This window comes from Aquibium sp. A9E412 (assembly GCF_030398335.1).
In the GTDB taxonomy this organism is placed as follows: domain Bacteria; phylum Pseudomonadota; class Alphaproteobacteria; order Rhizobiales; family Rhizobiaceae; genus A9E412.
In genome coordinates this window covers 163,656-183,764 of sequence record NZ_JAOAOP010000002.1, presented here as the reverse complement: position 1 = coordinate 183,764, position 20,109 = coordinate 163,656, and the positions used below count along the sequence as shown (strand labels likewise).

The 20,109-nt window shown below is 72.1% G+C and carries 21 protein-coding genes; 6 read left to right on the top strand and 15 right to left on the bottom strand.

Annotation, left to right across the window (positions count from 1 at the left end; all coding sequences use genetic code 11):
• Positions 1–4 precede the first annotated feature (4 nt).
• Both N1F89_RS02185 and N1F89_RS02180 read left to right on the top strand, forming a co-directional pair.
• On the top strand, positions 5–451 hold the full coding sequence (locus tag N1F89_RS02185) for a DNA polymerase III subunit chi (RefSeq protein ID WP_290081041.1): 447 nt from the start codon (positions 5–7) through the stop codon (positions 449–451).
• 2 nt (positions 452–453) lie between these two features.
• Positions 454–1,065: a hypothetical protein gene (locus N1F89_RS02180; protein ID WP_290081039.1), complete on the top strand. Its 612-nt coding sequence runs from the start codon at positions 454–456 to the stop codon at positions 1,063–1,065.
• Positions 1,066–1,182: 117 nt separating this feature from the next.
• Here the strand turns inward: N1F89_RS02180 and N1F89_RS02175 are convergent, their stop codons facing one another.
• The 4 genes from N1F89_RS02175 to N1F89_RS02160 are packed head-to-tail and all read right to left on the bottom strand — an operon-like array spanning position 1,183 to position 5,129.
• Positions 1,183–1,881, bottom strand: a complete 699-nt coding sequence (locus tag N1F89_RS02175; protein WP_290081037.1) for an HAD family hydrolase — start codon at positions 1,879–1,881, stop codon at positions 1,183–1,185.
• Positions 1,882–1,886: 5 nt separating this feature from the next.
• Positions 1,887–2,690 carry a crotonase/enoyl-CoA hydratase family protein gene (locus N1F89_RS02170; protein ID WP_290081036.1) on the bottom strand — a complete coding sequence of 268 codons (804 nt, stop codon included), beginning with the start codon at positions 2,688–2,690 and terminating at the stop codon, positions 1,887–1,889.
• Positions 2,687–4,564 (bottom strand): ABC-F family ATP-binding cassette domain-containing protein, encoded by a 1,878-nt coding sequence (locus N1F89_RS02165; RefSeq protein ID WP_290081034.1) that lies wholly within the window; start codon positions 4,562–4,564, stop codon positions 2,687–2,689. Before N1F89_RS02165 ends, N1F89_RS02170 begins: the two co-directional genes overlap by 4 nt.
• 52 nt (positions 4,565–4,616) lie before the next feature.
• Positions 4,617–5,129: a DinB family protein gene (locus N1F89_RS02160; protein WP_290081061.1), complete on the bottom strand. Its 513-nt coding sequence runs from the start codon at positions 5,127–5,129 to the stop codon at positions 4,617–4,619.
• Positions 5,130–5,201: 72 nt separating this feature from the next.
• Between N1F89_RS02160 and N1F89_RS02155 the strand changes: the two genes are divergently transcribed.
• Complete coding sequence (locus tag N1F89_RS02155) at positions 5,202–5,894, top strand: glutathione S-transferase family protein (protein WP_290081031.1); 693 nt, start codon at positions 5,202–5,204, stop codon at positions 5,892–5,894.
• Positions 5,895–5,980: 86 nt separating this feature from the next.
• Positions 5,981–6,403: a nucleoside-diphosphate kinase gene (gene ndk / locus N1F89_RS02150; protein ID WP_290081030.1), complete on the top strand. Its 423-nt coding sequence runs from the start codon at positions 5,981–5,983 to the stop codon at positions 6,401–6,403.
• Between the two features lie 93 nt (positions 6,404–6,496).
• Here ndk and N1F89_RS02145 read toward each other — a convergent pair whose 3' ends face one another.
• The 7 genes from N1F89_RS02145 to N1F89_RS02115 form a co-directional block, all read right to left on the bottom strand.
• Positions 6,497–8,743: an EAL domain-containing protein gene (locus N1F89_RS02145; protein WP_290081029.1), complete on the bottom strand. Its 2,247-nt coding sequence runs from the start codon at positions 8,741–8,743 to the stop codon at positions 6,497–6,499.
• Between the two features lie 99 nt (positions 8,744–8,842).
• Positions 8,843–9,325 (bottom strand): molybdenum cofactor biosynthesis protein MoaE, encoded by a 483-nt coding sequence (locus tag N1F89_RS02140; RefSeq protein WP_290081028.1) that lies wholly within the window; start codon positions 9,323–9,325, stop codon positions 8,843–8,845.
• 5 nt (positions 9,326–9,330) lie between these two features.
• On the bottom strand, positions 9,331–9,582 hold the full coding sequence (gene moaD / locus N1F89_RS02135) for a molybdopterin converting factor subunit 1 (RefSeq protein WP_290081027.1): 252 nt from the start codon (positions 9,580–9,582) through the stop codon (positions 9,331–9,333).
• A 5-nt stretch (positions 9,583–9,587) separates the two neighbouring features.
• Positions 9,588–10,178, bottom strand: coding sequence for a CDP-diacylglycerol--glycerol-3-phosphate 3-phosphatidyltransferase (gene pgsA, locus N1F89_RS02130; protein WP_290081026.1), 591 nt, complete (start codon positions 10,176–10,178; stop codon positions 9,588–9,590).
• Between the two features lie 108 nt (positions 10,179–10,286).
• A complete protein-coding gene (uvrC, locus tag N1F89_RS02125; protein ID WP_290081024.1) occupies positions 10,287–12,266 on the bottom strand; it encodes an excinuclease ABC subunit UvrC in 1,980 nt (659 codons plus the stop codon).
• A gap of 64 nt (positions 12,267–12,330) precedes the next feature.
• Positions 12,331–13,092, bottom strand: a complete 762-nt coding sequence (locus tag N1F89_RS02120) for an SDR family oxidoreductase (RefSeq protein WP_290081022.1) — start codon at positions 13,090–13,092, stop codon at positions 12,331–12,333.
• A 26-nt stretch (positions 13,093–13,118) separates the two neighbouring features.
• Positions 13,119–14,060 carry a calcium/sodium antiporter gene (locus tag N1F89_RS02115; protein WP_290081020.1) on the bottom strand — a complete coding sequence of 314 codons (942 nt, stop codon included), beginning with the start codon at positions 14,058–14,060 and terminating at the stop codon, positions 13,119–13,121.
• A 272-nt stretch (positions 14,061–14,332) separates the two neighbouring features.
• On the opposite strand from N1F89_RS02115, the gene N1F89_RS02110 reads away from it, so the two are divergent.
• The gene (locus tag N1F89_RS02110; protein ID WP_290081018.1) at positions 14,333–15,007 is read left to right on the top strand and encodes an outer membrane protein; all 675 of its coding nucleotides are present in this window, start codon (positions 14,333–14,335) and stop codon (positions 15,005–15,007) included.
• A 64-nt stretch (positions 15,008–15,071) separates the two neighbouring features.
• Here N1F89_RS02110 and N1F89_RS02105 read toward each other — a convergent pair whose 3' ends face one another.
• The 4 genes from N1F89_RS02105 to N1F89_RS02090 all read right to left on the bottom strand — a co-directional run bounded on the left by N1F89_RS02105 (position 15,072) and on the right by N1F89_RS02090 (position 17,802).
• Entirely contained in the window at positions 15,072–15,668 is a 597-nt protein-coding gene (locus N1F89_RS02105; protein WP_290081016.1) for a glutathione S-transferase family protein, read from the bottom strand.
• A 43-nt stretch (positions 15,669–15,711) separates the two neighbouring features.
• Positions 15,712–16,401: a ribonuclease gene (locus N1F89_RS02100; RefSeq protein ID WP_290081014.1), complete on the bottom strand. Its 690-nt coding sequence runs from the start codon at positions 16,399–16,401 to the stop codon at positions 15,712–15,714.
• Positions 16,402–16,430: 29 nt separating this feature from the next.
• Positions 16,431–16,880, bottom strand: coding sequence for a hypothetical protein (locus tag N1F89_RS02095; protein ID WP_290081012.1), 450 nt, complete (start codon positions 16,878–16,880; stop codon positions 16,431–16,433).
• A gap of 61 nt (positions 16,881–16,941) precedes the next feature.
• Entirely contained in the window at positions 16,942–17,802 is an 861-nt protein-coding gene (locus tag N1F89_RS02090) for a 23S rRNA (adenine(2030)-N(6))-methyltransferase RlmJ (protein ID WP_290081011.1), read from the bottom strand.
• A 92-nt stretch (positions 17,803–17,894) separates the two neighbouring features.
• Between N1F89_RS02090 and N1F89_RS02085 the strand changes: the two genes are divergently transcribed.
• Complete coding sequence (locus N1F89_RS02085; RefSeq protein ID WP_290081010.1) at positions 17,895–20,000, top strand: molybdopterin oxidoreductase family protein; 2,106 nt, start codon at positions 17,895–17,897, stop codon at positions 19,998–20,000.
• Positions 20,001–20,109 lie beyond the last annotated feature (109 nt).

Genomic DNA, 20,109 nt, shown 5'->3' with positions numbered 1-20,109 from the left:
GGGCTTGGAGATCCTGTTCTACCACCTCACCGAATCGACGCTGGAGGAGGCGCTGCCGCCGCTCGTGGAAAAGAGCCTCGAGCGCGGCTGGCGCGTCGCCGTGCAGACGGCGAGCGAGGAGCGGCGCGACGCGCTCGACGCGGCGCTGTGGACCTATCGCGACGATTCCTTCCTCGCCCACGGCACCGACCGCGACGCGCATGCCGCCGACCAGCCGGTGCTGCTCACGGTGAGCGACGGCAATCCGAACGGCGCGGCCATCCGCTTCCTGGTCGATGGCGCCGAGCCCGGCACGCTCGACGGCTATGCGCGCGCGGTGTTCCTGTTCGACGGCCACGACACCGCCCAGCTCGAGGCGGCGCGGCGCCACTGGAAGGCGCTCAAGGGGGCCGGCCACGCTGTCACCTACTGGCAGCAGGGACCGGACCGGCGCTGGCAGAAGAAGGCCTGACGGTGGTCGTCGCGCTGCGCGTCCTCTTCGCGCTGATGCTGCTCGCCGGGCTGGTGCTCGGCGCCGTCTATCCGTGGGCGGTCTACAACATCTCCGGCTACGAGATCGGCAGCTGGCGGCTCTACGAGCCGGACACCGGCTTGCGCAGCGCCGAGGCGATGCTGGCGCCGTCCGACGCGCCGGTGCGGGTGCTCGTCGACCTGACCACGCGCGGCACCTTCAGCCCGGCCGCCGCGCGCACGGTGCTCGTGCTGCGCGCGCGGACCGAGGGCCGCACGGTGCTGGAACGGCGTCTCACCTTCGTCGATTCCAACCCGCAGTCGACCAGCCCGCAGGGCACCACCCAGATCTATCGCGCCGAGGCCGGCCTCATCGATCCGGTGGACGGCGACGCCTACCGCTTCGCGATTGCGTTCGGCGAGGCCGGCGGCGCGACGGTCGCGGCGGTCGACCTGGTGCTGCGCGCCACCGCCTTCGAGCTCGACCCGCGCGTGCCGCCGGTCGGCTACGTGCTGATCGCCGTCGGCTTCGTCGGTTTCGTGCTGGCCCTGCGCCGCCGCCGGCGGAAGCCGGCCGCAGCGCCGCCGCCGCGGCGCTGGGGCAGGGGCGGCTGACGCGGCGACGGGCGCCTCAAAGACAGGCCGTCGCGCCGCGCGTCGCCGCCGCGCGGCGGATGCAACGGCATCGCCCGGTGTCGTCGGCCGGCGCCGCGCGCCTTTGGCCGCGACGCGCTACAACGCCTCGACCAGCGGCACCAGCTCGCCGAGATGGGCGATGCGGTGGAAGCGCGGCTGGTCCTGCGGCACCGTGTCGTGCTCCAGCGCCCAGGTCAGGTCGTGCGGCACGTGCACGCCCCAGCCGCCGGCCTCGAGCGCCGGCCTGACGTCGGACTTCAGCGAGTTGCCGACCATCACGGCGCGCGCCGCGCCGTCGCCGTGCTGCGCGAAGACGCGCTCGTAGGACGCCCGCGTCTTGTCGCTGACGATCTCGACGGCGTCGAACAGCGCGCCCAGCCCCGACTGCGCCAGCTTGCGCTCCTGGTCGAACAGGTCGCCCTTGGTGATCAGCACGATGCGGTAGCGCCCGGCCAGCGTCTCGAGCGTCGCGCGGGCATGCGGCAGCGGCTCGACCGGGTGGTCGTGCATGGCGCGCCCGGCGGCGAGGATCTCGGCGATCACGGAGGACGGCACCCGCGCCTCGGTGACCTCGATCGCCGTCTCGATCATCGACAGCGTGAAGCCCTTGATGCCGAAGCCGTACTTGGCGAGGTTGCGGCGCTCGGCGGCGAGCAGCCGGTCCGACACCGTGCCGGGCTCGGCATAGTCGGCCAGCAGTCCGGTGAAGCGCGCCTCGGTGAGCCGGTAGAACTGCTCGTTCTGCCACAGCGTGTCGTCGGCATCGAAGCCGATGGTGCTCGGCCGCGTCGCCATCGCCGTCAGATCTCGCCGAAATCGCCCGACCGGCCCTTGCCGGCGGCGAAGCGCGCCGCGCCGGCCGCGCCCTCCGAGCGGAAGGTCGCCGCGCTCTTCCACTCGCTGACCAGGGCCGCCGCCGGGTCGAGCGACCACTGGCGGATCGCCGAGGCGCGGTCGGCGCGCATGCAGGCCTGCGGAAAGCGGGCGAGCTCGCGGGCGAGCGCCACGGCTTCGTCGACCGCGGTGCCGTCGTCGACGACCCGGTTGGCGAGCCCGATCGCCAGCGCCTCCTCGGCCTCCACCTTGCGGCCGGTCAGGATCAGGTCCATCGCCCGGCCGTGCCCGACGACGCGCGGCAGGCGCACCGTGCCGCCGTCGATCAGCGGCACGCCCCAGCGCCGGCAGTAGACGCCCATATAGGCCGAGCGCTCCATCACCCGCATGTCGCACCACAGCGCCAGCTCCATGCCGCCGGCGACGGCCGGTCCCGAGACGGCGGCGATGACCGGCTTGGGCAGCAGGAGCCGCGTCGGCCCCATCGGCCCCTGGCGCGCGTCCTCGGCCGGGTCGTGCCAGCGCTCGTCGAGGTCGAGCGCGGCGAACCAGTCCTCGTCGACGGTCGCCGCCCGCTTGAGGTCGAAGCCGGCGCAGAAGGCGCCCGGCACGCCGGTCAGCACCGCCACCCTGGCGTCGTCGTCGCGGCCGAAGGCGACGAAGGCCTCGAACAGCGCGCGCGCCGTCTCCGGGTCGACGGCGTTGCGCGCCTCCGGCCGCGTGATGCGCACGACGGTGATCGCGTCGAGCTTCTCCACCTCGATCGTCATGACGCCAGCTCCTCCTCGTAGCGTTCCGACAGCCGCAGCCAGGCGTCCTCGTGGCGCGCCAGCGTCTCGGCGAGCTCGGCCCGCTCCCGGGCGAGCTCCGTCGCGCGCGCGCTGTCGCCGTTGTAGAGCGCCGGGTCCGCGAGATCCGTCTCGATCGCGGCCAGCCGCCTCCGGGTGCGTTCGATCAGCCCCTCGGTCGCCTTGATCTCCTTGGCCAGCGGCTCGAGCTCGGCACGCCGGCGCGCCGCCTCGCGGCGCTTGTCCGCCTTGGACTGGCGGTCGGCCTCGCGCTTCTCGCGCCGCTCGCTGCCGCCGCCGGTCACCTGCCGGCGGTAGTCCGACAGGTCGCCGTCGAACGGCGCCACGCCGCCGCCGTCGACCAGCCACAGCCGGTCGGCGGTCGCCTCGATCAGGTGGCGGTCGTGGCTGATCAGGATCACCGCGCCGTCGAAGGCGTTGAGGGCGTCGATCAGCGAGCGCCGCGAATCGATGTCGAGATGGTTGGTCGGCTCGTCGAGGATGAACAGGTTCGGCCCCTCGAAGGCCGACAGGCCGAGCAGCAGCCGCGCCTTCTCGCCGCCCGACAGGTCCTTGGCCGGCGTGTCCATCTTCTCCGTCGCCAGGCCGAACTGCGCCACCCGCGCGCGCACCTTGGCCTCCGGCGCGTCGGGCATCAGCCGGCGCACATGCTGGTGCGCGTTCTCGGCCGGGCGCAGCTCCTCGAGCTGGTGCTGGGCGAACATCGCCACCTTCAGGCCGGGCGCCACGGTCATCGTGCCGGCCTCGAGGCCGAGCCGGCCCGACAGCAGCTTGGCGAAGGTCGACTTGCCGTTGCCGTTGGCGCCGAGCAACGCGATCCGGTCGTCGGTGTCGATGCGCAGCGTCAGGTTCCTGAGGACCGGCTTGCCCGGCGTGTAGCCGACCTGGCCGCCGTCGAGCGCGATGATCGGCGAGGCGACCGCCTTGTCGGGATCGGGAAAGCGGAACGGCCGCACGCTCTCGTTGACCGCCGCCGCGACCGGCTTCAGCCGCTCGAGCGCCTTCAGCCGCGACTGCGCCTGGCGCGCCTTCGAGGCCTTGTAGCGGAAGCGCTCGACGAAGGCCTCCATGTGCTTGCGCTGGGCGTCCTGCTTGACGCGCTGCTTCTCCTGCAGCTCGGCGCGCTCGGCATACTGGCGCTCGAACTGGTCGTAGCCGCCGCGCCACAGCGTCAGCTTGCCGCCCTCCAGATGCACGATCGAGGAGACGGCCCGGTTGAGCAGGTCGCGGTCGTGGCTGATCAGAAGCACGGTGTGCGGATAGCGCGCGACGTAGCTTTCCAGCCACATCGTGCCTTCAAGGTCGAGATAATTGGTCGGCTCGTCGAGCAGCAGCAGGTCGGGCTCGGCGAACAGCACCGCGGCGAGCGCGACGCGCATGCGCCAGCCGCCGGAGAACGACGAGGCCGGCCGCTTCTGCGCCGCCGCGTCGAAGCCGAGGCCGGCGAGGATGGCGGCCGCGCGCGCCTCCGCCGAATGGGCGTCGATGTCGGCCAGCCGGGTGTGGATCTCGGCGATGCGGTGCGCCTCGCGCGCCGTCTCCGCCTCGCGCATCAGCGCCAGCCGCTCGCGGTCGGCCTTCAGCACGATGTCGATCAGCGGCTCCTCGGTGCCCGGCGCCTCCTGCGCCACCTGGCCGATGCGCGTGTTCTTCGGCAGCGCGATGCTGCCGGTCTCCGATGGCAGCTCGCCGGTGATGGCGCGGAACAGCGTCGTCTTGCCGGTGCCGTTGCGACCGACGAGCCCGGCCTTCGCGCCGGCCGGCAGGCTCAGCGAGGCGTGGTCGATCAGCAGGCGCCCGGCGACGCGCAGGGACAGGTCGGTGACGGTCAGCATGGCGCCGGTTTGACACAGCCCGGCCGCCGGCCGCAAGCCCGCAGCGGCGGGCTCACGCGAAGGCCCGGCCCGCCTCGGCGCGGTGGAAGAACAGCAGGTCGAGCGCCGGCGGGGTGTGGCCGAGCACCGACAGGATCATGTGCGCCTGGCCGCGATGGTGCGTCTGGTGGTTGAAGAAGTGCGCCAGCGCCGGTCCGAGCCGCTGGGTGACGGAGGTCCCGTCGCTGACGCGAGCGTAGCTGAAGCTGCCGTCGAGCGCGGCGACGTCGAGCGTGGCGACCCAGGCGCGGATGCGCGCATCCTCCGCCTCGCGCGCCTCGCGCAGCGCCTGGAACGTCTCGTGCACGATCGCGTCGAGCCGGTCGGGCGCCTCGCCCCGGCCGGTGAAGCGCTTCATCCAGATGCGGTCTGCGACCAGGATGTGGTTGAGCGTGCCCATCATGGAGCCGAAGAATGCACCGGTTTCGGCCCGCCACTGCTTGACGTCGAGCGCTGCCGCGGCATCGTAGAGACGCCCGTTGGCCCACGCGTTGTAGGCCGCGAACATCGTGAAATCGTCCTTCATGTCCATGGCCGCCTCCGATGGTAAAAAGGTCAGCAATGCTGACAGATTATCACTGCCCGGGAGACTTCCGCAATGACGATCCTGCTCTATGACCTCGTCGGCCGCGACACCGCGCGCCCGTTCAGCCCGCACTGCTGGAAGGTCGCCTTCGCGCTCGCCCACAAGGAGCTCGAGTTCGAGCGCGTGCCGACCGGCTTCACCGAGGTGCCGCGCGTCGAGGGCGGCGTGTCGAAGACCGTGCCGGTGATCCGCGACGGCGAGCAGGTGGTGACGGACTCCTTCGCCATCGCGGTCTATCTGGAGGAAACCTATCCCGACCGGCCGACGCTGTTCGACGGCGCCGGCGGCCTGGCGGCGGCGCGCTTCGTCGAGCGCTGGGCGGCGGCGACGCTGCACCCGCCGATCGCGCAGGCCGCGCTCAAGGACATCCACGACGCGCTGGCGCCGGAGGACCAGAGCTATTTCCGCGAGAGCCGCGAGGCGCGCATGGGCCGGCCGCTCGAACAGGTGTGGCCGGGCGAGGCGGCCCTGCGCGAGGCGTTCGCCGCAGCACTGCTGCCGCTGCGCAGCATGCTCAAGGCGCAGCCCTTCATCGGCGGCGAGGGGCCGCTCTTCTCCGACTACATCGTCGCCGGCGCGCTGCAATGGCTGCGCGTGGTCTCGCCGTTCTGGCCGCTCGAGGTCGACGACCGGGTCGACGTGTGGTTCCAGCGCTGCCTCGATCTGCACGGCGGTGTCGGCCGCGCCGTGCCGGCGGCGGCCTGAAAGCCGCTTCACATCTGCGGTGCCGGCCGCTATAGAGCGCGCCATCTTCCTCCCGCGTATCCAATCCAGACAGTGAAGGACCTTTCATGGCGATCGAACGCACCTTCTCGATGATCAAGCCGGACGCCACGCAGCGCAACCTGACCGGCGCCATCACCAAGCTGCTCGAGGAGGCCGGCCTGCGCGTCGTCGCCTCCAAGCGGGTGTGGATGAGCCGGCGCCAGGCGGAAGGCTTCTACGCCGTCCACAAGGAGCGCCCGTTCTTCGACGAGCTGTGCGACTTCATGTCGTCGGGCCCGACCGTCGTGCAGGTTCTCGAAGGCGAGAACGCGATCGCGAAGAACCGCGAGGTGATGGGCGCGACCAACCCGGCCGACGCCGCCGAGGGCACCGTCCGCAAGCTCTACGCCCGCTCGATCGGCGAGAACTCCGTGCATGGCTCCGACGCGCCGGAGACCGCCGCCCAGGAGATCGCCTACTGGTTCGCCGAGACCGAGATCGTCGGCTGAGGCGTCACGCGCGGGCGACGGGATGCCGGCCGCCCGCGGCCGGAATGACGGAATGCCGCGAAGGCCGGGCCGCGCTGCCCGGCCTTTTCGCGTTCAGGCGTTGCGGCGGAAGTCGGCGAGCTGCACCGGCGGTGCCGGGTTGTGCTCGGCGACGAAGGCTGCGAGGTCGTCGGCCGACAGCGGCGGGCTGAAGTACCAGCCCTGGAAGCTGTCGCAGCCGAAGGCGCGCAGGAAGGCGGCCTGCTGGATCGTCTCGACATGCTCGGCCACCGAGGTGATGCGCAGCGTGCGCGCCATGGTCAGCATGGTCTGGACCAGCGCGCGGTCGGTGTCGCTGCCCTCGATGTCGGCGACGAAGGTGCCGTCGATCTTGAGCTCGTCGAAGGGCAGGGACTTGAGGTCGGAGAGCGACGAGTGGCCGGTGCCGAAATCGTCGAGGCACAGCCGCACGCCGAGCGCCTTGAGCTCGTTCATGCGGCGCGCGATCAGCGGCTGGTCCTTCGCCATCACCTGACGGCCGAGCTCGAGCGTCAGCCGGGCCGGGTCGACCGCGCTCTGCTTGAGCAGCGTGCCGAGGAAGTCGGCCAGGTCGTCGCCGACGATCGACGGCACGCCGATGTTGACGGCGAGCCGCAGTCCCGCCATGCGCGGGTCGTCCCGCCAGCCCACCAGCGTCGCCATCGCCTGCTTCAGCACGAAGCGGCAGAGGTCGGCGGCCAGGCCGAACTGCTCGGCCAGCGGCACGAAGCTTTCCGCCGCCAGCACGCCGCGCTCGGGGTGGTCCCAGCGCGCCAGCACCTCCGCGCCGGTGACGTGGCCCATCTCGTCGACCTGCGGCTGGAAGTGCAGGCCGACATTGCCCGCCGCCATCGCCTCGCGCAGCTCGGCCAGCAGCCGGAACCGCTCGGTCTCCGCGGCGAAGGCGGCACGGTCGAACAGCGCCACGCCGTTGCGCCCCGCGGACTTGGCCTGGTACATGGCGAGGTCGGCATGCTTGACGATCTCGTCGGGCTGCGTCTCGACGCCGTCGAACACGACGACGCCGACGCTCGCCGAGCTGGTGTGCTCGAGCCGGCCGAGCTGGAACGGCCGGCGCAGCACCGAGAGCGCCCGGTTGGCGACCACGATGGCGTTGCGCACGGCGATCGCGTGCTCGCCGCCGAGCTGTTCCAGCACGATGACGAACTCGTCGCCGCCGATGCGCGCCACCATGCCGTCCTCGCCGACGCAGGCGCGCAGCCGCTCGGCCACCTGCACCAGGAAGCGGTCGCCGACGTCGTGGCCCATCGCGTCGTTCAGCGTCTTGAAGTTGTCGAGGTCGATGAACATCAGCGCGCCGTGGCCGCCATGCGTGCGGCAGCGCTCGGCCGCCGCGTTGATGCGGTCGAGGAACAGGCGCCGGTTGGGCAGCGCGGTCAGCGGGTCGTAGAAGGCGAGCTTGGTGATCTCCACCTCCTGCGTCTTGCGCATGGAGATGTCGGAGACGTAGCCGTGCCACAGGATGCCGTCGGCGGTCGCCTCGGGCATGGCGTTGACGCGCAGCCACTTCTCGGTTCCGCCGGGCGGCTGGATGCGGAATTCGCACTCCCAGCGCGTCAGCGCCATGCCGGAGTGGCGCATCGTCTCCATGTAGCGCTGGCGATCCTCCTCGTGGATGCCGGCGATCACCTGGTCGGGGCGCGGGAACATTGCGTCGGGCGCAAGCCCGATCATGCGGCGGAAGCCGCTGCTGGCATAGGGCACGCTGTAGCGGCCGCCCTTGCGGCGGTAGATCTGGAACAGCCCGCCGGGAAGCTGCGTCGTCAGCTTCTGGAACATCTCCTCCAGATGCAGCCGCTCGACCATCTCGGTGATCTCGCGCACCGAGCCCTCGTAGAACAGCGGCCGGCCGGTCTTGTGGTCGCACACCAGGCGCGCCGATTCGCTCACCCAGATGCGCTCGCGCGTCTTGTGCCGGTAGATCTCGGAGACGAAGTTCTCGACCTTGCCCTCGCGCATCAGGATGTCGCGGAAGACGGCCCGTCGGTCGGGCTCGACGTACCACTCGCGCGCGATGTCCTTGACCGAGGCGAGCAACTCGGCCTCGCTGTCATAGCCGTTGAGGCGCACCAGGGCGGGATTGGCGCTGAGCTGCCGGCCGTCGAGCGACGAGCGGTAGATGCCTTCGGTCAGGTTGTCGATCAGCCCGCGGGCGTTTTCCTGCTCGGCGCGCGCCGACAGGTAGAGCTGGCGGTAGCGCAGCATCCACAGGGCCAGCAGGACCGAGAGAATGAAGTTCGCCGTCACCAGCCATTCCTGGCTGGCGCCCATCGACCACAGGGCTGCGAGATATTCCTGCATCGAGCTCCCACACACGCCTTACGCATGGGCAGCCTAGCGGCGGGCGCCTTGCGAAAACTCTAAGGCGGGGCGCGATCGCGGCCTATCCTTACCTGGGGGTTAACGCTGCCGGCCTTCCCGCCAGCGCGCCAGCGCGCGTTCGTCGCCGTCGGTCGCCGACACCCAGTCGCCGGCGCCGCCGGCCGCCAGGTGCTCGCGCTTCCAGAACGGTGCGCGCGACTTCAGGAAGTCCATCACGAAGGTCGCCGCCTCGAAGGCGGCCGCGCGATGCGCCGAGGCGGAGGCGACCAGCACGATCGGCTCGCCCGGCGCGATGCGGCCGTAGCGGTGGACGACGGTGAGCCCGGCGAGCGGCCAGCGGCCGGCCGCCTCGGCCGCGATGCGGCCGATCTCGGCCTCGGCCATGCCGGGATAGTGCTCGAGCTCGAGCGCGGCGAGCCGGCCGCCCTCGTCGCGGCACAAGCCGGTGAAGGTGACGACGGCGCCGACGTCGCGCCGGCCCTGCGACAGCCGCGCCGCCTCCGCCTCGAGCGCGAAGGGCTCGCGCTGGATGCGGATGGTCGGCTGCCAGTCGGCCGCCATCGGTCTCAGCCGCCCGTCATCGGCGGGAACAGCGCCACCTCGCGCGCGCCGCCGAGCGGCGTGTCATGGGCGACGTGCTCCTGGTCCATCGCCACCCGGATCACCTCCGGGTGGGCGAGGGCGGCGGCGTAGCCCTCGCCGCGGCCGCTCAGCCAGCCGATCAGGTCGGCGACGGTCTCGACGCCGGCGGGCGGCGTCACCTCCTCCTCGCTGGTGCCGATGCGCTCGCGCACCCAGGCGAAATAGACGAGCTTCATGGCGTTCACTCCTCGACGATGTGCTTCAACCCGGCGCGGAAGTAGTCGTAGCCCGTATAGAGCGTGACGAGGGCCGAGAACCACAACAGCGCGATGCCGGCCTCGGTGGTGTAGGGCACGATCTTGTCGCCGGCGGGGCCGGCCAGCAGGAAGGCGATCGCCACCATCTGGATGGTGGTCTTCCACTTGGCGAGCTGGGTGACCGGCACGCTCACCTTGAGCGCGGCGAGATATTCGCGCAGCCCCGACACCAGGATCTCGCGGCACAGGATGATGATCGCCGCCCACAGCGTCCAGCCGGCGATCGTGCGGTCGGTGTCGGCGGCCAGAAGCAGCAGGCAGGTGGCGACCAGAAGCTTGTCGGCGATCGGGTCGAGCATCTTGCCGATGTTCGAGGTCTGCTGCCAGATTCGGGCGAAGTAGCCGTCGAAATAATCGGTGATGCTGGCCGCCAGGAAGATCGCCAGCGCCGACCAGCGCGCGAAGTCGCTCGAGCGCAGCCGTCCCTCGAGGAAGAAGCACAGCACGATCAGCGGCACCGCCAGGATGCGCGCATAGGTCAGGATGTTGGGCAGGTTGAAAGCGCGCTTGGCCATCGGGTGTCTCTCGGTCGCTGCGACAGTCAAACCAGATGCCGGTGCGAAGGGTCAAGCAGCCGGCCCCGCTGGAGCGGCGGCCGATGGCCGCGCCCGGCCGCGCGCCGCTCAGCCGCCGTCGTGAAAATGCGCATAGACCGCGCGCGCCGTCGCCTCGGAGATGCCGTCGACGGCGACCAGGTCCTCGACCGCCGCGCGGCTCACCGCCTTGGCGGTGCCGAAGTGGCGCAGCAGCGCCCGCTTGCGCCCCGGTCCGATGCCGGGGATCTCGTCGAGCGGGTTCTTCACCATCTCCTTCTTGCGCCGCGCCCGGTGCGAGCCGATGGCGAAGCGGTGCGCCTCGTCGCGCAGCCGCTGGACGAAATACAGCACCGGGTCGCGCATCGGCAGCGAGAACGGCTCGCGGCCGGCCATGAAGAAGCGCTCGCGGCCGGCGTCGCGGTCCGGCCCCTTGGCCACGCCGATCGCCGTCACCCGGTCGGCGATGCCGAGATCCTCCAGCACCCCGCGCACGGCCGACAGCTGGCCCTGGCCGCCGTCGATCAGGATGACGTCGGGCCAGGCCGGCAGCTCGCCGGCCTCGGCCTCCTCGTCCGGCCCCGTCGCGCCGTCGCCGTTGCCCGGCAGGCCGCGCTCCTTGAGCAGCCGGGCGAAGCGCCGCTCCAGCACCTCGCGCATCATCGCGAAGTCGTCGCCCGGCCTGGTGTCGGGCGAGCGGATGTTGAACTTGCGGTAGTGGTTCTTGGCGAAGCCCTCGGCCCCGGCGACGATCATCGCGCCGACGGCGTTGGTGCCCATGGTGTGCGAGTTGTCGTAGACCTCGATGCGCCGCGGCGTCTCCTCCAGCCCGAAGGTCTCGGCCAGCCCCGCCATCAGCCGCGCCTGCGAGGAGGTTTCCGCCAGCCGCCGGCCGAGCGCCTCGCGCGCATTGGCCAGCGCATGCGCCGTCAGGTCCTTCTTGGAGCCGCGCTGCGGCGCGCGCACCGAGACCCGGTGGCCGGCGCGCACCCCCAGTGCGGCCTCGAGCAGCGTCTGGTCCTCGACCGGCTCGGACAGCAGCACCAGCCGCGGCACCGGCTTGTCGTCGTAGAACTGGGCGAGGAACGCGCCGAGCACCTCGCCGGCGGCGAGTGCGGCGTCCGCCTTGGGGAAGTAGGCGCGGTTGCCCCAGTTCTGCCCGGTGCGGAAGAAGAACACCTCGATGCAGCTCTGGCCGCCCTCCTGGTGGATGGCGAAGACGTCGGCCTCCTCGATGCCCTGCGGGTTGATGCCCTGGTGCGCCTGAACGTGGCTGAGCGCGGCCAGCCGGTCGCGGTAGACGGCCGCGCGCTCGAAGTCGAGCGCCTCGGAGGCCTCCTCCATGGCGCTGGCGATCTCCGCCTTCACCTTGCTGCTGCGGCCCGACAGGAAGGCCTTCGCCTCGTCGACCAGCGCGGCGTAGTCGGCCTCGCTCACCTCGCCGGTGCACGGGCCGGCGCAGCGCTTGATCTGGTAGAGCAGGCAGGGCCGGGTGCGGCTTTCGAACACCGAATCGCTGCAGGTGCGCAGCAGGAAGGCGCGCTGCAGCGAGTTGATGGTGCGGCCGACCGCGCCGGCCGACGCGAACGGGCCGAAATAGTCGCCCTTGCGGCTGCGCGCGCCGCGATGCTTGAAGATGCCGGGCGCGGGATGGTCGCCGGTCAGCAGGATGTAGGGAAACGACTTGTCGTCCCGCAAAAGCACGTTGAAGCGCGGCCGGAAGCGCTTGATGAGGTTGGCCTCGAGCAGCAGCGCCTCGGTCTCGGTGCGGGTGACGACGAACTCCATCGCCGCCGTCTCGCGGATCATCCGGCCAATCCGGTTGGTGTGGCCGCGGCCCTGCGCGTAGCTGGTCACCCGCTTCTTCAGGCTGCGCGCCTTGCCGACATACAGCACGTCGCCGGCCGCGTTCATCATGCGGTAGACGCCCGGCTGGTTGGGCAGCCGCTTGACCAGCGCCTGGATCGCCGCCGCGCCGGTCTCGCCGGCGCGCGCCGCGCCGCCCTTCCAGGCGACGGCCGCGTCGTCGCCCGCCGCCGCCGCGATGATGTCTCCGCGTGCTTCCTTCATGGCCTTCGCTGTGGTGCGTTGCGGCGCGTCCGTCAAGCGCCGCCGTCCGCTGCCTTGCGGCGCCTCACTCGGCGACCCGCACGTCCGGCGTCTCCCATGCCAGATGCTGGCCGCCGTCGAGCGCGATCATCTGGCCGGTCACCGAGCGCGCCTGCCACAGATAGCGCACCGTGGCGCCGAACTCGGCCAGCGCCGGGCCGCGCCGCAGAAGCAGCGCCTCGGTCTGCCGGTCGAAGTCGGCCTCGCTCTGGCGCTCGTTGCGCAGCGTCGGGCCGGGGCCGATGGCGTTGACGCGCACGCGCGGCGCCAGCGCCTGCGCCATGGTGCGCGTCGCCGTCCACAGCGCCGACTTCGACAGCGTGTAGGAGAAGAAGCGCGGCGTCAGGCTCCACACCCGCTGGTCGATCATGTTGACCACCAGGCCCTCGCGGCCGTCCGGCAGCGCGGCGGCGAGCGCCCGCGCCAGCTCCGCCGGCGCGCGCAGATGCACCGCGAAATGCGCCTGCCAGACCGCGTCCTCGAAGTCGTGCACCGTGTCGTCCTCGAAGATCGAGGCGTTGTTGACGACCAGGCCGAGGCCGCCGAGCGCGTCGGCCGCCGCCGGCACCAGGCCGCGCGCCGCCGCCGCATCGCCGAGATCGGCCTGCAGCACGGCGGCGCGGCCGCCGCCGTCGGCGATCTCGCCCGCCAGCGCCTCGGCGGCCGCGCGCGAGCCGTGGCAGTGGATCGCCACCGCGAAGCCGTGCGCGGCCAGGTCGAGCGCGATCGCCCGCCCGATGCGCCGGGCGCCGCCGGTGATGAGCGCCGTCTTGTCCGCCTGCTGCATGCCGCCGTCCGTCACTTCACCGGAGCCTAGAACACGCTGATGATATAGACCACGAAGCCGGCGAACATAGCCGCACCGGCGATCTTGCCGAGCGAGATGCGGGCGAAGCCGATCACCGCCAGCAGCAGCGCGGCGCCGAGCATCACCCACATGTCGAAATCGATGATGTGCTGGTCGACGTCGACCGGCGCGATCAGCGCGGTCAGGCCCATGATGCCGGCCGCGTTGAAGATGTTGGAGCCGACGACGTTGCCGATCGCAACCGCGGCGCTGCGCCGCAGCGCGGCCATGAAGGTGGTGGCCAGCTCGGGCAGCGAGGTGCCGATCGCCACGATGGTCAGGCCGATCGCCGCGTCGCTGATGCCGAAGGTGCTGGCGATGCCGGTCGCGCCCTTGACGGTGAGCTGGGCGGCGACGGGCAGGCCGATCGCGCCGGCCAGCAGATAGGCGGTGATGCGGCCGGGCCGGCCCGGCGCGTCGCCCACCTCGTCGTGGAAATCGTGCTCGGGCATCGCGCGCCCGTTCATCCCCTCGAGGATCTGCCAGCCGATGAAGGCGCACAGGCCGAGGAAAAGCGCCAGCCCCTCGAGCCGGCCGATGTGGCCGTTGCCGAGCAGCCACATGAAGACGACGGTGACGACGAGCATCACCGCCAGGTTGCGCCGGACGCCGGCGCCGTGCGCCACGATCGGCGCGATCAGTGCGGGCAGGCCGAGCACCAGCAGCACGTTGGCGATGTTGGAGCCCACCACATTGCCCACCGCGATGCCGGGCGAGCCCCACAGCGAGGCCTGCACGGAGGTGAACAGCTCCGGCGCCGAGGTGCCGAAGGCGACCACCGTCAGGCCGATGATGAGCGCCGGCACGCCGATCCGCTCCGCCAGACCCACCGAGCCTTTGACGAAATAGTCGCCGGCGATCACCAGGAGGGCCAGTCCGGCCAGGAGAAGAAACACGCTGAACAGCATCGGACACCTTGGGAGCGGGGTCAGGGCGGGCCGCCCCGATATAGGTGCCGGGTCCGCTTCGTCCAAGCGGCCTGCGACCATGCGGCGGCCCGGAAGGCGGCTGTTGCGCGGATGCAACGTCACGCTTCCGCCGCATTCATGCCAGCGAAAGACCTCTTTTTCTGTGCTCTGCCGCCGCATTTCGTCACGACAAGGGAACCGCAGCCGAGTCCGGCCGTTCACGCCTCCCAGGCGGCCGCGGCTGCTTGCGAATTGGCCAAGGAGTACAGTTCATGAGAGCCAACACGAAGATCATGCGGCCGGTGGCCGCCACACTCGGACTCGCGGTGTCGCTGGCGGCGCTGCCCGCCATGGCCGCCGATCCGGTCTACGAGCAGCCCCCGGCAGCGCCGGCCGCGCCGATGGAGGTGCCGCCGGTGGCGTCCTGGTCGGGCCCCTATGTCGGTGCCACGGTTGGCTACGGCTTCCTGGGCCACACCGACACGGGCATCCCCGCGGGCAACGAGATCGACACCGACGGCTTCTCCGGCAGCGCGTTCGGCGGCTACAACATGCAGTCGGGCACCTTCGTCTACGGCGTCGAGGGCGACATCGGCTACAGCGGCGTCGACGGCACCAATGCCGGCGTGCGCTCGGAGGCCGGCGTCGAGGGCTCGCTGCGCGCCCGCCTCGGCCTGGCGGCGACCGACACCGTGCTCGTCTACGGCACGGCCGGCGGTGCGGCCGGCAACGTCAAGATCACCGATCCGGCCGGCTCCGACAGCAACACCATGCTCGGCTGGACGGCCGGCGTGGGCGTCGATGCCAAGCTCACCGAGCAGGTGTTCGGCCGTCTCGAGTACCGCTACACCGACTACGGCAGCGAGACCTTCAACACCGGCAGCGGTGCGCAGTCGGTCGACGCGACGAGCAACAAGATCATGCTCGGCGTCGGCATGAAGTTCTGATCGATCCGCACGGGATCGGTCGCGGAGGGCCGGGCGGCGACGCCCGGCCCTTTTTCGTCGCGGCTCAGTGCGGCGCGAGCGCGGCGAGCTCGGGGTGGCGCGCGTCGAAGCGCCGGCGCCAGCCGACCAGCTTGGCCCGGCCGCGCTCCCACTGCCCGGCAAAGCGCAGGTCGCAATAGCCGATCGCCGCGCGCAGCGCGAAATGGCCCGCCGTCGGCCGGCCGGAAAGCCGCGGCGGCGCGGCGTTCAGCCGGTCGAGCGCGCGCAGCGCCTTGCGCCACTGCTTGTCGAGCCAGGCCTGCGACACCTGGTCGGCCGGCCGCCCGCGGCGCTCCATGACATGCGCGAGCAGGCAGTCGCACAGCCCGTCGGCGAGCGCCTCGAGCTGCTCGGCCTCCGCCGCGCGCCGCGCGTTGCGCGGATAGAGGCTGCGGCCGCTCTCGCGGTCGATGTGGCGCATGATGGTGCGGCTGTCGAACACGGCCTCGCCGGCGTCGGTCACCAGCGTCGGGATCTTGCCGAGCGGATTGGCCGCGATCAGGTCGTCCGGTTCGGCGCCGGTGTCGACGGGCACCGCATCGAGCGCGTAGCCGAGATGGGCCGCCGCCATGCGCACCTTGGCGCTGTAGGGCGAGCTCGACGAGCAGAGAAGGCGCGGCATCGGGAAGTCTCCTTGGAGCGTGTCGGGAAGCGGGGGCCGCGCGTCAGTCGCGCGGCGGCATCAGCGCGCGGTCGCGGCGGCAGGCGCGCCGGTCGATTTCGGGGCAGGCGCGGAACGACAGGTCGCGGCCGAGGCACACGCGCACCTCGCGCAGCAGCCGCCCCTCGCAGGTCACCGCGATCGCCGCGGCCGGCAGGCCGGGATTGGCGTCGCGGAACGCCGCCTCGACGGCGTCCGGGTCGACCAGCCGGGCATCGTCGGCCGCCGCCAGGTGCTCGGGCAGCCGGACGCGCTCGCGCGCCTGGCGCACGGTCGCCAGATAGGCCTCCTGCGACAGCCCGGTGCAGGTGCCGTGCTTGCGCCACTGGTGGCCGATCAGCCCGGCCGACGGCATCAGGTCGAGATAGCGCCGCACCAGCGGCTCGGGCACCCGGTCGGGCGCCCGGCTGGCGCAGTATTCGGGATAGCCGCGCGCGTGCTGCGGCCACAGCCCGTGCACCACGAAGCCGTGCGCCGGGCGCGCGCCGCACTGCTGGCGATTCGCCTGCGCGCCTTCCGCCGCGCAGTAGCTCGGCGACCAGGACAGCGCCAGCACGTAGAAGTCGAAGTCGCCCGCCGCGTCCTGCGCGGCCGCCGGCGCGGCCGCCAGCGCGGCGAGCCAGAGGCCGGCGGCGAGCGCGCGCAGGCCGGCCGCCGCGGCGTGCCGCGCGCTCTGGCGCTTGCGGCCGGTCATGCGCTCATCCTGCGGCCTGCGCCAGGCGGTCAGCGCAGCACCCGGCAATGGCCGTTGTAGACGTTCCAGCGGTCGAAGCCCGACACGCAGAACTCGACATTGTTGCCGAGCGAGGCGAAGCCGAGGCCGTACTCGATCATGTACCAGATCGGCCGCTCGCGCCCGTCCGACAGAAGCACCGTGGCGCCGCAGTAGAGCCGCGGCACCGGCGAGACGCCGGCGGTGTAGGGCCGGCCGCGCTGCTCGTGGATGCCGCGGAAGTCGAGGATCGCGACATCGGGAAGATGCGGCACGTGCGTGACCTGGTGGCGGAAGTTGCGCTCGATGCGGCCGAGCACGCGCGGCTCGGCGCAGTCGCTCGCCGGCTCATCGCGAAGCTGCGGCAGGTCGGCGGCGAAGGCCGGCGCCAGCGGCACGGCGCCGAGCGACAGGGCGGCGGCCGTCAGGCCGAGGATGGCGGCGCGAAGCGAGCGCGTCATGATAGAATGTCCCGTTGCGTGAAGGCCGGAGAGGGCACTCTCCGCCAGCCGCCGGGCCGGGTCAAGCCTTGCCGGCCTCGCCGGCCAGCGTCTCGAGGCTCCAGCCGCCGCCCGGCGCCTCGGCCAGCGTCGCGGCGAGGAAGGGCAGGAGACGGGCGAGCTCGTCCTTGAGCACGTGCGGTGGATTGACGACGACCAGACCGCTGCCGTCGAGCCGCGGCTCGGGCGAGGCGGCGCGGATGGTGAGCGCCACGTCGAGGATGCGCGGAATCCCGCCAGCCGCCAGCGATTGGCGGAAGCGGGCGACCGCCGCGCGGTCCTTGATCGGGTACCACAGCGCGTAGATGCCGCCCGGCCAGCGCCGGTGCGCCGCCGTCAGCCCGGCGACCAGCCGGTCGAACTCGCCGGGCGCCTCGAACGGCGGGTCGACCAGCACCAGGCCGCGCCGCTCCTTCGGCGGCAAGTGCGCCTTGAGCGCCAGCCAGCCGTCGAGCGCGATGACCCGCGTCTGCACGTCGCCGGCGAAACGTGCCTTGAGCGCGTCGACGTCCTGCGGGTGCAGCTCGATGGCCGACAGCCGGTCCTGACGCCGCAGCAGATGCCGCACGAGCACCGGCGAGCCGGGATAGGCGGCGAGCCCGCCTGCCGGATTCACCGCCTCAACCGCGTCGAGCAACGGCCTGAGAAGATTCGCGATTTCCGGCTCGGGCGTGGCCGCCATCAGGCGGCCGATGCCGCCGCGCCATTCGCCGGTGCGCTCGGCCGCCTGCGACGACAGGTCGTAGAGGCCGGCGCCGGCATGCGTGTCGACGACGCGGAAGGCCTTGTCCTTGCGCTTCAGATAGCTGACGATTCGCGCGATCACCGCGTGCTTGACGACGTCGGCGAAGTTGCCGGCGTGGAAGGCGTGACGGTAGTTCATCGCGTCGCCGCGCGCGCCGCGCCCGGCTGGCCGAACGGCGGCGGAAACCTGCCCCCTGTAGCCGGCGGGCCAAACGCGCTAGCCTGTCTGTCATGAACACCCATCCGCGCCTCCGCATCGGCCATTCGGCCTGTCCGCATGACTGTCCCTCCACCTGCGCGCTGGACGTCGAGATCGGCGCCGACGGCCGCATCGGCCGGCTGCACGGCGCGCGCGACAACAGCTACACCGCCGGGGTGATCTGCGCCAAGGTGGCGCGTTACGCCGAGCGGCTGCACCATCCCGACCGGCTGCTCAGGCCGCTGGTGCGCTCCGGGGCCAAGGGGGCGGGCGCCTGGAAGGAGGCGAGCTGGGAGGCGGCGCTCGACCGCGTCGCCGAGGCCTTCCTCGCCGCCGAGGCGCGGCATGGCAGCGAGGCGGTGTGGCCCTACCAGTATGCCGGCACCATGGGCCTGGTGCAGCGCGACAGCATCCACCGGCTGCGCCACGCCAAGCGCTATTCCAACCAGTTCGACACGATCTGCACCAACCCGGCCTGGACCGGCTTCGTCGCCGGCGCCGGCGCGCTGCGCGGGCCGGACCCGCGCGAGATGGCGCGCGCGGACTGCGTGGTGATCTGGGGCACCAACGCGGTCGTCACCCAGGTCAACGTGATGACCCATGCGGTGCGCGCCCGCAAGGAGCGCGGCGCCCGGATCGTCGTCGTCGACGTCTACGACAACCCGACCATGAAGCAGGCCGACACAGCGCTGATGCTGCGGCCGGGCACCGACGGCGCGCTCGCCTGCGCGGTCATGCACGTCATCTTCCGCGACGGCCTGGCCGACCGCGCCTATCTCGCCCGCTACACCGACGACCCGGCCGGCCTCGAGGCGCATCTGGCGACGCGCACGCCCGAATGGGCGGCCGCCATCACCGGCCTGCCGGTGGCCGAGATCGAGGCCTTCGCCCGGCTCGTCGGCACCACGCCGCGCACCTATTTCCGGCTCGGCTACGGCTTCACGCGCGGCCGCAACGGCGCCGCCAACATGCACGCCGCCGCCTCCATCGCCGCCGTCACCGGCGCCTGGCAGCACGAGGGCGGCGGCGCCTTCCACTCCAATTCCGGCATCTTCGGGCTCGACAAGTCGGAGCTCGAGGGCCACGCGCTGCGCGATCCGTCGGTGCGCTGGCTCGACCAGTCGCAGATCGGCCGCGTGCTGACCGGCGATGCCGCCGCGCTGCGGGGCGGGCCGCCGGTCGCCGCCATGCTGATCCAGAACACCAACCCGGCCAACGTGGCGCCCGAGCAGCGCCTGGTGCGGCGCGGCTTGCTGCGCGACGACCTGTTCGTGTGCGTGCACGAGCAGTTCATGACCGAGACGGCCGAACTGGCCGACGTCGTGCTGCCGGCGACGATGTTCCTCGAGCACGACGACATCTACCGCGGCGGCGGCCACCAGCACGTTCTGCCGGGGCCCAAGCTGGTCGAGCCGCCGGGCGAGGCGCGGCCCAACCTGTTCGTCGTCGAGGCGCTCGCCAGCCGGCTCGGCGTCGCTCATCTGCCGGGCTTCGGCAAGACCGCGCGCGCGCTGATCGACGGCATGCTGGAAAAGCGCGGCCTCGGCGGCTTCGACCAGCTGTGCGCGGCGCGCTGGGCCGACCTGCAGCCGGACTTCGAGACGGCGCACTTTCTCACCGGCTTCGGCCACGCCGACGGGCGCTTCCGCTTCCGGCCCGACTGGACCGGCACCGCGGCGCCCAACCGGCCGCCCGATTCGATGGGCCCGCTCGGGCCGCATGACGGGCTGCCGGCCTTTCCCGACCACGTCGCGCTGATCGAGGAGGCCGACGCGGCGCATCCCTTCCGGCTGGCCACCTCGCCGGCGCGCAACTTCCTCAACTCGACCTTCACCGAGACGCCCGGCTCGGCGCGCCGCGAGGGCCGCCCGGAGCTGCGCCTCCACGCCGACGACGCGGCCCGGCTGGGCATCGCCGAGGGCGACCGCGTGGAGATCGGCAATGCGCGCGGCGCGGTCGTGCTGCACGCCCGGCTGTCGGGCGGCGGCCGGCCCGGCGTCGTCGTCGCCGAAGGCATCTGGCCGAACGCCGCGCACGAGCGCGGCGAGGGCATCAACGTGCTGGTCGGCGCCGACGCCATCGCGCCCTACGGCGGTGCCGCCTTCCACGACACGCGCGTGTGGCTGCGCCCCGCCTGAGCGGCAGGCCGGTTTCGTCTCGGCGCCACGTGCCCCCTCTGGGCTGCCGCCCATCTCCCCCTCAAGGCGGGGGAGATGCCCGGCAGGGCAGAGGGGGGCGGCGCCGGCG